Source organism: Clostridium sp., from assembly GCF_036660475.1.
Classification (GTDB): domain Bacteria; phylum Bacillota; class Clostridia; order Clostridiales; family Clostridiaceae; genus Clostridium_J.
In genome coordinates, this window is the sequence record NZ_JAVXAO010000008.1 from 121,164 (window position 1) to 137,174 (window position 16,011).

Below are 16,011 nucleotides of genomic sequence, written 5' to 3' on the forward strand. Positions count from 1 at the left end.
TTTTGGAAATATTATATAGCAAATTGTTGAAAATTTACACATAAAGATTTAAGAAACATAATAATTAATAATAATATGTAATAAGTATGATAAATATAATGGAATATAATGGAAAAAATAAATTGAAATATATTACAATAATGTTAAAATTATTGTAACAAGTAATTGGTTTTGGTGAAACTATGATTAATCAAAATCATCATTGGTAAAAGAAATTATATTTGGGGGGATTTGAATGAATTTAAAAAAAGGGATAGCGGTAGGACTTTCACTTTCATTGGTGCTTGGTTCTAATGTATCAGCTTTAGCCATGCCTAATGAGCTGATAAAGTCACTTGGTGAGAGCAAAGAACAAATTATGGTTTTACAAGCACAAATTGATCAGGAAGATGGACTTAAAAGTATTAAGGAATCTGATAAAGTTAGAGTTGTTGTAGAGCTTGAGTCAGAGCCAGTAATTGAAATTGCAACTAGAAAAGGCTTGAAGATTGATGAAATGAATACTGGTGAGGTTAAGAGTATCCAGAAGTCAATTTTAAAAGTTCAAGACACTGTCCAAAATGATATTAGTAATAAGGGTATTGAGTTTGAAGTTATTAATACTTTTACAAATGTAGCAAATGGATTTAGTATTGAAACAACCTTGGGTGAATCAAGAAAAATACAAGAAGTAAAAGGTGTTAAATCAGTTACAATTGCGAATGAATATGATAGACCAGAGCCTATGATGAATAATAGTGGAGATATAATAAATTCTAAAGAAACTTGGGCGTTAGGATATAATGGAGAGGGTACCGTTGTTGCAGTTGTTGATACCGGCGTAGATTCAACTCATAGAGATATGCTAGTTACAGATCCTACTAAAGCGGAACTCCAGATAGATGAAGTACAAGCTATAGCTAAAGATAAGAAATTAGCTGGTACTTATAGAACTTCAAAAGTGCCTTACGGATATAATTATATGGATCAAAATCAAGAAATATTAGATTTAGGACCAGATGCATCTATGCATGGTATGCATGTTGCAGGGACTGTAGGCGCTAACGGAGATGTAAAAAATGATGGAATTAAAGGTGTGGCTCCAGAAGCTCAAATCCTTGCTATGAAAGTATTTGGTAATGATCCATCTATGAGTTCAACCTTCGGAGATGTTATTGTAAAAGCTATAGATGATTCTGTTATTCTTGGAGCAGATGTTGTTAACATGAGCTTAGGTTCTACGGCATCATATGTTGATGATACAGATTTAGAACAGGCCGCTGTTAATAGAGCTGTAGACAACGGTGTTGTTATGGCAATATCTGCTGGCAACTCAAATGTATTTGGTAGTGGATATAAAAATCCATATGCAGCAAATCCAGATTATGGTGTTGTTGGATCACCTGGACTTGCTACAGATTCTCTTCAAGTAGCATCTATCGAAAATAATATTCTAAGTGGGTTTGGTTTAGAATATGAAATAAATGGTGTAGCAGGTATAGCACCTTATACAATTGCGGGACCAGATATGTTAGATGCATTTAAAGGTAAAAATCTTAAAGTAGTTGATTGTGGGCTTGGTGGAAGTGGTGCTGACTTCACAGCAGCAGTTAAGGGGAATATCGCATTAATTCAGCGTGGAACATTTACATTTTCTGAAAAGATACTGAATGCTCAAAATGCTGGAGCTATTGGCGTTATAGTCTACAATAGTGCTGCTGGTGGGGATGGTCTTATGAATATGGCTTATCCAACAGAGGGTGGTAATATACCAGCAATATTTATAGGTAGATCTCACGGTATTGCGATTTCAAATGAAAGCAAGATAAAAGATACAGCAGTTATATTAAATGGAAAATCGGCATCAGCTGTTAATCCATCAGCAGGAAAAATGTCGACTTTTACATCGTGGGGAACAACTCCAAATTTAGAATTTAAACCAGAAATTACTGCACCAGGCGGAAATATTTGGTCTACAGCTAACAATAATGGATATCAAAATATGAGTGGAACATCTATGGCTGCACCGCATGTTGCTGGAGGATCGGCACTAGTACTTCAAAGAGTTGATAAAGAATTTGCATTAACTGGAGAAGCTAGAGCTTTGATGGCTAAAAATTTATTAATGAGTACTGCAAAGGCTCATGTTGATAATGGTAATCTGCAAAAATATGGAGTACTTGCTGGAGCCAACTATACATCACCTAGAAGACAGGGTGCAGGAGTTATGGATTTACAGGCAGCAACTACAACACCTGCAATAGTTACAGATAGTACTAGTGGAGAATGCAAAGTAAACTTAAAAGAAATATTAGGGAAATCTGCAACATTTACTGTAGAAATTAAAAATTATAGCGATAAAGAATTAACTTACAATGTAGCAGGTACAGTTCAAACAGATTTAAGTGATGAGGATTCCACGTATTTGCAAGCACAAAATTTAGTTGATAAAAGCAGTAAACAGTTTCCAATATCTTTTAATAATAAAATTATTTCAGTGCCTGCCAAAGGTAGTGAAATGTTGAATGTTACTATAGATTTAAGTAATACGATAACCGCTTATGGTGGAGTTACAATGGAAGAAGCATTTGTTAATGGTGGATATGTGGAAGGCTTTGTTACTTTAACAGATCCAAATGATATTAATCCAGAGTTAAGCATTCCATACGTTGGATTTAAAGGTGAGTGGGATAAAGCGCCAATTATAGACGCATCAATATATGATGAAGAAAGAAATTCATTCTATGGATTTACAGCTATGGGGACAGCCGTTGGTGGTGGTGATTATGATTTCCTAGGTGTTAATGTTAATGGAAAAGTAGCAGATGGAAACAAAATAGCATTTTCACCGAATGGAGATGGAGCTAATGATGCAATAACTCCTATACTTTCATATCTAAGAAATGCTAAAGAATTAGAAGTTGAGGTTTTAAATAGTAATGGAGATGTTATAAGAACCATATATCAGGATGCTAATTTAACAAAGCATTACTATGATGGTAAAAAACCTAAATATAGCATATTAAACGAGGCTGCATGGGATGGAAAAGCAAATAATACTATGGTTAAAGATGGTCAGTATACCTATAGAGTTAAATCTAGAATAGATTTCGAGGATGCAAAATGGCAAAATTTTGATTTTAAAATAAATGTAGATACAGTTAAGCCGACTATGAAATCTATTGACTATGATAAACAAACAAATCAGTTAACAGTAGTTGCAGAGGACAATAATGTAGGTCAAGTTTATAAATATGTATTGGTTAATGAAGGAAAAGAGATTACTACTAATGATACAGGGATCTTTAATTTAAAGGATGTTGATTATAAAAACTGTACTTTAGAGATATATGACTATGCAAGAAATAAAGAAGTTGTTAATTTATCAGAAGCTATACCAGGAGAGTTTAAAGAGCCAACTGGACCTTCTGAAGGTGATAAAACAATACCAACAGTTATGGTGAGTGGGCCTGAATTCTTTGGAGTAGTAAATCAGAGTAAAGTAGTTGTTACAGGAACTATTCAAGATGCGTCTGCAATCTCTGAATTTACTATTCAAGGTAAAAACACACCATTAAAGTTTAATACTCATAAGGGAATTTGGGAATTCTCAGCAGAAGTAGAATTAAAAGATGGATATCATAGCATTATGGTAGCGGCTAGAGATGCTGCAAATAATGAAATAGGATTTGCCCATAAAATATTTGTAGATACAGTAGCTCCAGTTATAGAAATGGATAATACACCTAAAGAAACTACAGATGATTCTATAATTATTTCAGGTAAATTAACTGATAATTTACCAAGCTTAAAAATAAAAGTGAATGGGAATATGGTTAAAAATATAGCACCAGATTGGTCATATTTTGATACCCTTCCATCAGCTGAGCATAAGCTTGCATACGAAGTTAAATTAGTAGATGGTGAAAATAAAATAATAGTTGAAGCATTAGATACAGCAGGACATGTTACGGTTAAAGAGATTATCGTAAATAAAGTTGATAAAATTGCACCGACTCCAGATAAAACTGCACCTAAAGCACCAGGTTTAACAGAAGAAAAAGGGTTAATAACATTAGTTAAATCAGATGAAGATACAGCAAAAATAGAATATAGCTTAGATAATAAAGCATGGACAGCATATACAGCACCAGTAAAGGTAGCTGAAAAAGCAACTATTTATGTAAGAGCTGTAGATGGGTCAGGAAATGTGAGTGAGGTTACAAAATATACAGTGCCAGATAGAACAGCACCTGTGGTTCCTACAGTACCAGATACGACAGCACCTAAAGCTCCAGTGTTGACAGAAGAAAAAGGTATGGTAACATTAGTTGTATCAGATCAAGATACAAGAAAAATGGAATATAGCTTGGATAATAAAACATGGGTAGTTTACACAGCACCAGTAAAGGTAGATGAAAAAGGAACTATTTATGTAAGAGCTATAGATGATTCAGGAAATGTGAGTGGAGTTGTAAGTTATACAATACCAGATAAAACAGGACCTAAAGCTCCAGTGCTAACTGAAGAAAAAGGTGTGGTAACATTAGTTGGATCAGATGAAGACACAGCAAAAATAGAATATAGCTTAGATAATAAAACATGGACAGTTTACACAGGACCAGTAAAGGTAGCTGAAAAAGGAACTATTTATGCAAGAGCTATAGATAAAGCTGAGAATGTAAGTGGAGTGGTAACTTATACAGTGCCAGATAGAACTGCGCCTAAATCACCAGCTATAACAGAATCAAAGGGTAAAGCTATATTAACGTCAACAGACGAAGATACTGCAAAAATGGAATATAGCTTAGATAATAAAATATGGGTTGCGTATACAGCCCCTGTAGAAGTTGCTGAAAAAGCTACAATCTATGCAAGAGCTATAGATCAAGCAGGAAATATAAGTGAAGTTCAAAAATATGTAATGTCAGAAAAAGAACAAGTAAAGCCAGAGGAACCAGCAAAACCAGAGGAACCAGCAAAACCAGAGGAACCATCAAAACCATCAAAACCAGAAATTAACCTACCACAAACAGGTGGAATAGTTGGAAGTGGATTAATGGTTATAGGTGGAATAGTTGCTTCTGCAATTGGAGCATTGGGTTTAAGAAAAAGGAAATAAATAAATAAATAAATAAAGGGACTGAAATAGCTAAATTACATTAGCTATTTCAGTCCTTTATTTTATAGAAGATACTTGGGGAAATATTAATAAGTTATAAAAATTAATGAGATTAGATAAAATGTATAATTACATTACTTAGTAGCGTTAATATAAGACAACATTATATATTCGCCAACCTTTAAGTTATGACCCCATTTTTCTTCATATTCTTTAGGAACAGCCTTTGTAGTAATATCAATGTTTTTAAATCCTGATTTTTCTAAGTACGAAGTTAACTCTTCAACTGAAGAGGCCCCAGTAACTCAGCCACAATAAAGATTTTCATCTTCTTTCATTTCATTTGTTAACTCTTTCATAAGTACTATATCAGATATGGCAATACGTCCACCAGATTTTAAAACTCTGAACACCTCATCATATACTCTTTGTTTGTTTGGAGATAGGTTAATAACACAGTTGGAGATAACTACATCCACAGTATTATCCGCAACAGGAAGATTTTCAACTTCTCCAAGTCTAAAATCAACATTTTTATAGTTGTAATCAGAAGCAGCATTTCTAGCTTTTCTTAACATCTCATAGGTCATATCAACTCCAATGATAAAACCAGAAGGACCTACCTTTTTTGAAGCTAAAAAGCAATCAAATCCACCTCCGCTACCCAAGTCAAGGAGAGTTTCGTTAGATTTAAGATTAGCAATAGAAAGAGGATTACCACAGCCTAATCCCATATTTACGCCTTCTGGAACTGATGCTATATCTTCTTCAGAATATCCAATTTTACTAGAGATTTCTGTGGCAGATTTTTTTAGTGTAATTCCAGTTTTTTTGTTATTACCACAACAGTCACCTTTTTTTATAGATTCAAGGGCGATACTTTTATAGCTTTCACGGACTGCATTCTTTATATTAAGATTTTTATTTGAATTCATAATTCAATTCTCCTTTTTATAATTGGTTTAAATAAAATAATTCACTATAATTGATTATTTAGAACATAGATTTATAATTATATTACTCATTATGTTACTAATTATTCACTTAAATGTTTTCAGTCAATATCTATTATTATATATGAAATACAAAAAATACACACAAAATAGCTACATAATTCAAAAATGATATAAACTTAGTTATAATTTTATCATCAAATTATATTTATGGAAAAAAAAGCAATTAAATCAATTATATATGATATAATTACAGTATAAATTGAGGAGGGGTTAATATGTTAACGTTATTGCTAATATTAAATATTATGGTATTTATTGGGGTAGTCATCTACATTGGTAAAAATGTAATATGTAGGTATAAACTATCAGATAGTTGGCTTAAAAATACAAGTATAATGGTTCTAATATGCATAGCAGCTTATGGTACATTTTTAGGTACATTTAGTGGTATGGTATTAATTCAAGAACAAGATGCTATAGAGTATAAAACATCAAAAATTTTAACAGAAGAGGAAAAATTGGAATTAGCGGAAGAGGAAAAAATATTTAAAGCAAATAAAAGTGAAATTCAAAAGTCTACTACGGTTACCTGTACGACATTTGCAATGGTATTAGTTATACAACAAAGTATTAATAAGAAAAAAAACAATACACCTACAGCTGGCAAATGGGACTTGTCTAAGTATAAATAAAGGAAATTTACATTCTATCAACGAATATAATATATATAGCTTAGAATAAATTTAAAGTTATACATGTATAAATAACAAGATACAAAGGATTATTACTAGGGGGATTAAACAATGACAAGCATAATAAAAACTAAAGTAGATAAATATGTATTAAGATTTGCAGAGGAAAAAGACGTATCATTAATTTTGCAATTTATAAAGGAACTTGCAGATTACGAGAAGCTTTTGCATGAGGTAGTTGCAACAGAGGAGATTCTAATGGAATCCTTATTTGTACGTAAGGGAGCGCAGGTTATAATTGGTGAATATGATGGAAAGCCGGTGAGTTTTGCATTGTTTTTTCATAATTTTTCAACATTTACTGGGAAACCCGGTTTATATTTAGAGGATTTATATGTAAAGCCAGAAATGCGAGGAAAAGGTCTTGGGAAAACTCTTCTTGCTTTCTTAGCAAACTTAGCAGTTGAAAGAGATTGTGGAAGATTTGAGTGGTGGTGTATAGACTGGAATGAGCCATCAATAAAATTCTATAAACAACTTGGAGCAATACCTATGGATGAGTGGACTGTATATAGAGTGTGTGATAAGGCTTTAACAGATTTAGCGTTAGAGTTTAAATAATATGCAGAATATGTAGAGCTCAGATGTATCAAATGTATAAATGATTTTAATGTACAAATAATTCAAATATGTATTTAATATATTAGGGTTAAACAGGTTAGTTAGGTAATTGAACGTTACCTAACTAACCTGTTTATTTTATTTATGTTTGGGTTATTTTAGTAATGTAAAAAATCTGAATTTCAAGAAATGAACCTAATAATATAAGTTTTATTAAAATAAACAATCGCAAACAATTATTGTAATTATATAGCACTTAATGTATAATTTTGCATTATAAGATAAAATTATCATATTGGGGGAAAGATAATATGTATACATATGAGGGGCTAATTTATTTAAATGAGGAGAATTGTCTTGGGTGTAACAAGTGTATAAGTAACTGTCCTATTTTTGAAGCGAATATAGCTTATAGTACAGAAAAAGGTAATAAGATAAAAATTAACGGGGATAAATGTATTCATTGCGGTGAATGTATAAAAGTTTGTGATCACAATGCGAGAGGATTTAAGGATGATACAGAGGGATTTTTCCAGGATTTAAAATCAGGGGTTAATATATCTTTAGTAGTAGCTCCAGCAATTAGAGCAACTACTAAAGACTATAAAAAGCTTTTTGGATTTTTGAAAAAAATGGGGGTTAACCTTATATATGATGTGTCTTATGGCGCTGATATAGTAGTGTGGGCTTATTTAAAATGGATAAATGAGAATAAGGGTAAGTCAATAATTGCACAGCCTTGTCCAGCAATTGTAAATTATATTGAGATGTATAAAACCGAATTAATTGATAAACTTGCACCGATAAATAGTCCAATGATATGTACAGCAATTTACATGAATAAATATAAAAATATTAAGGATAGAATAGCTTTTTTATCACCGTGTATAGCTAAATCAGATGAAATCCATAATAAAAATACTAAAGGATACATTAGTTATAATGTTACGTTTAAAAGGTTAGAGGAGTATATTAAAAATAATAAAATAAATATAGATTCTTACAAAGAGTATGAATTTGATGAAGTAGATTGTGGATTAGGATTTTTATTCAGCAGACCTGGAGGGTTAAGGGAAAATGTGGAATATAATATGCCAGATGCTTGGATTAGACAAATAGAAGGTCAACATCATGCATATAAATATTTAAATGGTTATAGTGAGAGTACTAAAAATAATAAGCAGTTGCCGCTTTTAGTAGACATTCTTAATTGCTCTTACGGATGTAATTTAGGAACAGGAACAAATTTTGATGATTCTGTAGGCGATTCATTTTTAGATGACAGTGATTTGATTTTTAATTCCTTAAAAAATATAAAAAGGAAAGAAAAAAAGGGTAGAATACCTAAGAAAAAGGAAAAGTGGTTATTCGATAATTTTGATAAGAATTTAAGAGTAGAAGATTTTTTTAGGAAATATGAAGGCAAATCCATTAAGTCATATATTAAAGACCCAAGTGAAATAGAACGTGATAAAATTTTTAATAAACTAAATAAAATAACTGCTAACGAAAGAAAAATAAACTGCTCTTCATGTGGATATAATTATTGTGATGTTATGGTTAAAGCAATACATAATGAGATTAATATATATTCTAATTGTATAGATTATAATAAAAAAGAAATTGTAAATGAGTTGGAAATGTTAAAAGAAAAGGATGAGCAAGTTAAAATATTAGATGAATATAATAAATTAAGCGAAGAGAGAATTAGGAAAGCAGAAACTTTAAATAAAGGTGTTAGGGAAATAATGGCTGAAATAGAAGCAGTTACGGAACAAAATACTTTAAATGCGAGCAATGTAGAAAAAATAAATATTGAATCATTACATGTAAAGGATACAGCACATAAATTAAAAGAAAGTATTAATCTTATGAGTGAAAAGATGGATAGATTTAGTGATGCTACCGGTGAAATTGTTAAGGTGGCGGATCAGACAAACTTATTATCGTTAAATGCGTCAATTGAAGCAGCAAGAGCTGGTGAAGGCGGGAGAGGCTTTGCGGTTGTAGCTAATGAGGTGAAAAAGTTATCTGAGTATTCGAAAAAAGTTTCTACATCGACTAGTGAAGATCAATACGAGATGATGGGAATATTGAAGGAAGTAACAGAGATTGCAAAAATATTAGACAATAAAATAGAAATAGTTAATGAGGCTATTAATAATGTATCAGCATCTATGCAAGAAATAGCATCTGCTAGTGAAGAAATAACAGCATCAGCACTAAGTTTAGTAGAATAAATTTTAGAATAAATGACAAATACAAAGAAATTTAAAAAGATTCAGAAAATTGTATTGACATAAAATACTAAACCTGGTTATAATAAAGGAGTGCTAAATATTAGTTATACTAATTAATTCTTATATTACTATAAAAATTCTTTCAAAACTTAGTAAAGAAGTGTAATAAGATTTAAATAAGTAAAGAATAGGTTGGCATATTATTAAAAATAGAGATTAGTTAAAATATAAGAAAGAAAAGGAGGTAGGAAATATGTTAAGTAATAATAATTTTGTACGTGTCAGATCCATGTTTATTAATGGAAATAATGCGCATACCAGTAATTATAGTTCACTACAATTTAATATTAGAAATATAACCCTACCTCAAAATATAGGTTTTTAAAAGACTATTTTAAATAACTATTTTGTGAGAAAAGTCCTAGGGTAACCAAGGACTTTTTATATATTTATCCATGCTTATAAATTTAACACTATCATTATAACTTGATGGATGTTAAAGGAAGTATATTATTATAAGCCAAGGATGAGTTTTGCCCTTAGTGAGATAAGCTCATTAAGAAATCACGCTATAGTAAAAGTAAGTCATAATCCTATACCTGAGGGGTATAAGATTATGACTTTTTTTATTATAAATAATTTTTAAGACATCAGAGTTTTGCAGATAATGAAATATTTTTATTAGACCCAGCAAGGAGGGATTTACTTGAAAAAAATCTTAAGCTATGTAAAACAGCACAAATTAATAACTTTACTTGGTACTATATCAATGCTGATGGTAATTTCAGCGGACTTAACAATGCCTTACATCACTGAAATTTTCATAGATGATGTAATAACAGCAAAAAATTATGATCTATTATCTGTAGTTTTATGGACAATAGTTGGTATAACTTTGGTTAGGTTTGTATTTGGATACTTAAAGGAATACTTATTTGATTATTTAGGAATTACAGTATCTAAAGGAGTTAAAGAAACTCTTTTCAAACATATAGAAGGGTTATCATTTTCTTATTTTGATAAGGTTAATACAGGAGAATTAATGTCTAGGGTTGGGGAGGATGCAGACAATATTCTAGAACTTATGGGATTTGGTCTTAGACTATGCATAGAAAATGTAATCTATTTTCTAATTGCATCAGTACTACTTCTAAGGATAAGCGTACCGCTTACAGTAGTGGCATTATCTACATTGCCAATCATTGCTTATATCACATTGAAATCTGAGAAAAAGATGGATGATGTTTATGATAGAATCAGTGATCATATTGCAGAATTAAATACTACAGCTCAGGAGAATATTGCAGGAGTTAAGCTTGTAAAAGCCTTTGGTAGAGAGAAACATGAAATTTTAAAGTTTCTAAAATATAACTCTAAAAATTATGATTTACAAATGGAACACACAGGTATCTGGATTAAATTTTTTCCACTTGAAGAATTCTTAGGAAATCTTTCAGTAGTGCTTGTAACTTGTGTTGGAGGAATTCTTGTAATTTACAACAAAATATCTATAGGTCAATTAGTGGCATTTTCAAGTTATCTATGGATGTTAATTTGGCCGATGAGAGAACTAGGATGGCTTATAAACTTAATGTCTAGAAGTAGAGCTTCCATCGGAAAAATAGATAAGATACTTGCAATAGATGCAAAGATATCAAATACAGAAGATGCAATAGTTCCAGAAGAGATTAAAGGTGAAATTTCCTTTAAAAATGTGTCCTTTAAGTACAATGAGGAAAATGTTCTTGAAAATATCAATTTAAATATTAAATCAGGAATGACCGTAGCAATTATGGGAACCACAGGCTCAGGAAAATCAACATTAATGGGACTTTTAGGACGTAACTACGATGCCACTGAAGGAATCATTGAAGTTGATGGAGTTGATGTTAAGAGTCTTGATATAAAATCCCTTAGAGATAGCATCTCTATAGTGCCTCAAGATTCCTTCCTATTTTCAGATACTATTGAAAGTAACTTAAGATATGGAAAGAATGATGCAACAAGAGAAGAGATGGAAAAAGCCATTGAACTTGCTTGTGCTAAAGAGTTTGTAGATGCATTAGAGGAAGGCTATGGAACATTAATTGGAGAAAGAGGACTAGGATTATCAGGGGGACAAAAACAAAGGTTATGTATTGCTAGATCTCTTCTAAGAGCTAGTAAAATTTTAATCTTAGATGACTCTACTTCAGCTTTAGATATGGAAACTGAGTATGAACTACTTAAAAATCTATACCATGGAGAAGTGAAAAAGACTACTTTCATCATTGCTCATAGAATATCCGCAGTAAAAAATGCTGATTTGATTTTATATATGGAAGATGGAAGAATTGTTGAACAGGGAAATCATGAAGAACTACTTGCGAAAGAGGGTAAATACTTTGAGATTTATCAAACACAATTTAAAGATTTCTTAGAGTTATCAGAGGACGAAGCTGCAAGCTTCTAACATTAAGGCATCTTCAAAAAATAAACAAGGCAGTCAGTTCGGCTATTTTCACTTATTATTCATTTTAAGATGTCTAAAATAAACACTATAGATTATAACAATCACAAGGCTGAATATACTTTTTAGTCATAAGGGAATAAACAATGACAAGGGGTGTTAAGGCTTACGCAATTAAAGAGAAGAGAGGTGTCATAATGGCAAAGAACACAGTAAATCAAGATGAAAAAATTATAACCCTTAAGGGAAAAGATATATTTAAAAGACTTGTTGCCTATCTAAAGCCTTACAAGGTTAAGGTTTGTCTAATATTATTACTAATGTTAGTGGTAATGGGGGTTGGGCTTTTAAGTCCTATGCTTTTAAAGGTAGCTATAGATAATTATATAGGCGCGAAGGATGTAAATGGACTTATATTAATAAGTTTTGGACTTATAGGGATGAATCTTATTGGTATGTATGCCAGTAAGTTTTCAACCTACAATATGAATAAAACTACTCACAGTATATTGCTAACAATAAGACAGGAACTTTATATTCATATACAAAAGTTATCATTCTCATTCTTTGACGATAGACCCGTTGGAAAGATTTTAGCTAGGGTTGTGGGAGATGTAAATTCTCTTTCAGAGTTATTTAATAAATCAGTTACAACACTAATTCCACAATTTCTAACAATGGTTTCAGTTGCAGTTATTATATTCTCAATGAATGCAAAGCTAGCATTAGTTTCAATACTTACATTGCCGATATTGTTTATAACATTAGTTATAATACAAACCCAATCAAGAAAGAGATGGCAAAATTTTAGGCAGAAACGTTCTAACTTAAATGGTTTTACCCACGAAGCTTTTTCAGGAATGAAAATTATACAAAACTTCACATTTGAAGGTGAAACTACAAATAAGTTTAATAATGCAGTAGGCGAGGTTAGAAATGGATTCTTAAACGCAGTTAAACTTAATGACTGGTTATGGCCACTAGTGGAGGTTTCTTTTGGAGCAAGTACTTTAATCGTATTTCTATTTGGCGCAAACCTAACTAGAAGTGGAGAAATTTCTATAGGAACAATTACAGCGTTTATATCATATACAACCATGTTTTGGAGACCGATACTAAATCTTTCATCTTACTATAATACTTTAATAACTAACTTTGCTGCGGCAGAGAGAATTTTTGAAATCATGAACGTGGTTCCAACCATAAATGAAATGGAAGGAAGTATAGACATGCCAACAATTAAAGGTACTGTTGAATTTAAAAAGGTAACCTTTGAATATGAGAAAGATATTCAAGTTCTTCATAATGTAAGCTTCAAGATAAAACCAGGAGAAAATATCGCATTAGTTGGACCAACTGGAGCAGGAAAAACTACTATAACAAGTTTAATAAGTAGATTCTATGATGCCACTGAAGGGGAAGTTTTAATCGACGGAAAAGACGTATCAAAAGTTAACCTTTACTCCCTAAGAAGCCAAATGGGTGTAATGCTTCAAGATACATTCCTATTTTCAGATAGCATTAAAGAGAATATAAGATATGGTAAATTAGACGCTACAGATGAAGAAATTATAGCAGCAGCGAAGGCAGTTAATGCCCATGAATTTATCATGAAGCTAGAAAAAGGCTATGACACTGATGTTAATGAAAGAGGATCAAGACTTTCAGTGGGGCAAAGACAGCTAATATCCTTCGCAAGAGCACTTCTTGCAAACCCAAGAATATTAATCCTTGACGAAGCTACCTCAAACATTGACACAGCAACAGAAATTTTAGTGCAAAAGGGAATTAATAAACTACTTCACGGTAGAACTTCCTTTGTAATTGCTCATAGACTTTCAACAATAAGAGACTGTGACAGAATAATGGTAATAGATGGTGGTGAAATAGTAGAAAGTGGAACCCATGAAGAACTACTAAAACTAAGAGGCTTCTACTATAACCTTTATATGGCACAATACAGATTCCTAAATGAGGGAGCATAAGGGCCAAGATATTTCATAATATAGGCTACATATTATATGTAGCCTATATATTAAGTAGTAAAAATAATTCAATGGAATTAAGAGGCATTAGTTATAAACTGCGTAAAAAATATTGTGGAAATTAAAGGAGGAATATTGTGGGGAAAGTTATTAATATACGAAAAGTAGATGTTGGTGATGCTAATACATTAGCTTTTATACAAACGGAATCATGGAAAAGTGCATTTAATAGTATTTTGTCTAAAGAGGATTTAGATAGATATACTGATGTGAATAGAGCAGTAAATTTATATAATAAGTTGTTGAATGAAAATATTGGGAATGGATTTATACTGACAATTGAAGAAAATTCTCATTGTATCGCCTATTGGGATAAAACAAGAGATGAGGAAATGGAAGGATATTCAGAGATTATATGTATTCATAGTTTATGTGATAATTGGGGAAAAGGATATGGAACACAAATGATGAACCATATCTTAAACAATATTAAAAATGCAGGATACAGTAAAGTAATGTTATGGGTATTTAAAGAAAATCATAGAGCACGTAAATTTTATGAAAATCATGGGTTTGTTTTAACAGAAAAATCTAAGAAATTTAGTGATGCTATTGAGGTTATGTATTGCAAAGATTTATAGAAAATAATTATAATTTAGTAATTAGATTTAGACGAACAATTTTAGTGAAGTGCAAACAGAAGATTATAAATATAAGGTGGTGAAAAATATGAAAGTAAGAAAAATGGGTAAAGAGGATATTGACCTCCTCATAAAGATTCGTATGGAATACCTGTTTGCAGAAAAAGGTGTGTATTCTTCAGAAGAAGTGCAAGATATTAGAGCTAAGTTAGAAGAATATTTTACTAAGCACCTTAACAAGGGATTTATTGCTATCATTGCCGAGAATGAAAATGAAGTATTAGCAGCTGCATTTATGTCAATAGTGGAAAGACCTCCGATAATAGCGTTTTCATCATATCTTGTGGGTACGGTATACAATGTTTTTACATACCCTCAATATAGAGGAAAAGGCATTGCAACGAAAGTTATGACTGAACTTTTATCAGAAGCAAAGCTATTAGGGGTTGCCGCAGTTGATTTAATGGCGACTGAAAAAGGGAAACAATTATATGGAAATCTTGGATTTGGAGTATCAAATTATACATCAATGAATAAGTTACTCTAACTCCTGCAAAATAAGCACAATCAGAAGGTATATTAACTCACAATACCATGGGTGGTAAGATAGTTGGTTTGATTGTGATGTTGAGACTTAAAAATAGCACATAAATTTAAGTTGCAGATTAGATTAAGTGCTTAGTCTGACTTAAATTATAAACCCCAATATTGAAATCTTAGATTATTATCAATAGTAGCGTTATGGGGATTTAACGACAAGTTAGAGAGTATAGAAGATACAGAATATGAAATCAAGGGGGATAAAAATGACAGAAGTTATTGTGCATGAGATGCAATATTATGGGGGAAAAGTAAATTCAAGTATAGAAGTAGTTAATTACAACGATGAATATTACAATGATTATAGAAAAATTTGTTGTGATTGTTTTCGTAGTTTGAGCATAGCCACAAATCAAGACCCAGATTCATTTTATACAAGAGCGGAAATGATGAAAAAGAAGTCTAAAGTTTTCATTCTATTTACAAATGGAGAGATGATAGGATCTGTTGAAATATATGAAAATGTGATAGACCACTTGTTTGTTAGGGAAAAGTATCAAAATCAAGGATATGGAAGGAAACTTTTGTTTTTTGCTATTAACCGTTTGCAACAAGCAGAAATTAATCAAATTACATTATATGTAGCAGATTTGAATAATAAAGCTATCCAGCTGTATTTGAATAATGGATTTAAGTGTATAAAAACAACAAAAGAAAATTGGTAGTAATGAGAATAATCTGTATCAGATTACATTAGAAAAATTATCAAATAGTATTAGTGCCAAA

General features: G+C 31.4%; 10 protein-coding genes. 9 read left to right on the plus strand and 1 reads right to left on the minus strand.

All coding sequences use genetic code 11. From position 1 onward, the window contains the following. Nucleotides 1–235: 235 nt before the first annotated feature. Nucleotides 236–5,101 carry a S8 family serine peptidase gene (locus tag RSA29_RS12140; protein ID WP_346942038.1) on the plus strand — a complete coding sequence of 1,622 codons (4,866 nt, stop codon included), beginning with the start codon at nt 236–238 and terminating at the stop codon, nt 5,099–5,101. A 134-nt stretch (nt 5,102–5,235) separates the two neighbouring features. Here the strand turns inward: RSA29_RS12140 and arsM are convergent, their stop codons facing one another. Next, nucleotides 5,236–6,036, minus strand: a complete 801-nt coding sequence (gene arsM / locus RSA29_RS12145; RefSeq protein ID WP_346942037.1) for an arsenite methyltransferase — start codon at nt 6,034–6,036, stop codon at nt 5,236–5,238. A 296-nt stretch (nt 6,037–6,332) separates the two neighbouring features. Here arsM and RSA29_RS12150 point away from each other — a divergent pair, with 296 nt between their 5' ends. The 8 genes from RSA29_RS12150 to RSA29_RS12185 all read left to right on the plus strand — a co-directional run bounded on the left by RSA29_RS12150 (nt 6,333) and on the right by RSA29_RS12185 (nt 15,950). Next, a complete protein-coding gene (locus tag RSA29_RS12150; RefSeq protein ID WP_346942036.1) occupies nt 6,333–6,749 on the plus strand; it encodes a hypothetical protein in 417 nt (138 codons plus the stop codon). A 111-nt stretch (nt 6,750–6,860) separates the two neighbouring features. Then, nucleotides 6,861–7,370, plus strand: a complete 510-nt coding sequence (locus tag RSA29_RS12155; protein WP_346942035.1) for a GNAT family N-acetyltransferase — start codon at nt 6,861–6,863, stop codon at nt 7,368–7,370. Nucleotides 7,371–7,681: 311 nt separating this feature from the next. After that, on the plus strand, nt 7,682–9,610 hold the full coding sequence (locus RSA29_RS12160) for a [Fe-Fe] hydrogenase large subunit C-terminal domain-containing protein (protein WP_346942034.1): 1,929 nt from the start codon (nt 7,682–7,684) through the stop codon (nt 9,608–9,610). Nucleotides 9,611–10,316: 706 nt separating this feature from the next. Then, on the plus strand, nt 10,317–12,062 hold the full coding sequence (locus RSA29_RS12165; RefSeq protein ID WP_346942033.1) for an ABC transporter ATP-binding protein: 1,746 nt from the start codon (nt 10,317–10,319) through the stop codon (nt 12,060–12,062). A 194-nt stretch (nt 12,063–12,256) separates the two neighbouring features. Then, nucleotides 12,257–14,044 (plus strand): ABC transporter ATP-binding protein, encoded by a 1,788-nt coding sequence (locus RSA29_RS12170; protein WP_346942032.1) that lies wholly within the window; start codon nt 12,257–12,259, stop codon nt 14,042–14,044. 137 nt (nt 14,045–14,181) lie between these two features. Then, a complete protein-coding gene (locus RSA29_RS12175; RefSeq protein WP_346942031.1) occupies nt 14,182–14,685 on the plus strand; it encodes a GNAT family N-acetyltransferase in 504 nt (167 codons plus the stop codon). An 88-nt stretch (nt 14,686–14,773) separates the two neighbouring features. Continuing rightward, entirely contained in the window at nt 14,774–15,232 is a 459-nt protein-coding gene (locus tag RSA29_RS12180; protein WP_346942030.1) for a GNAT family N-acetyltransferase, read from the plus strand. A gap of 259 nt (nt 15,233–15,491) precedes the next feature. After that, nucleotides 15,492–15,950, plus strand: coding sequence for a GNAT family N-acetyltransferase (locus RSA29_RS12185; RefSeq protein ID WP_346942029.1), 459 nt, complete (start codon nt 15,492–15,494; stop codon nt 15,948–15,950). Nucleotides 15,951–16,011: the final 61 nt, after the last annotated feature.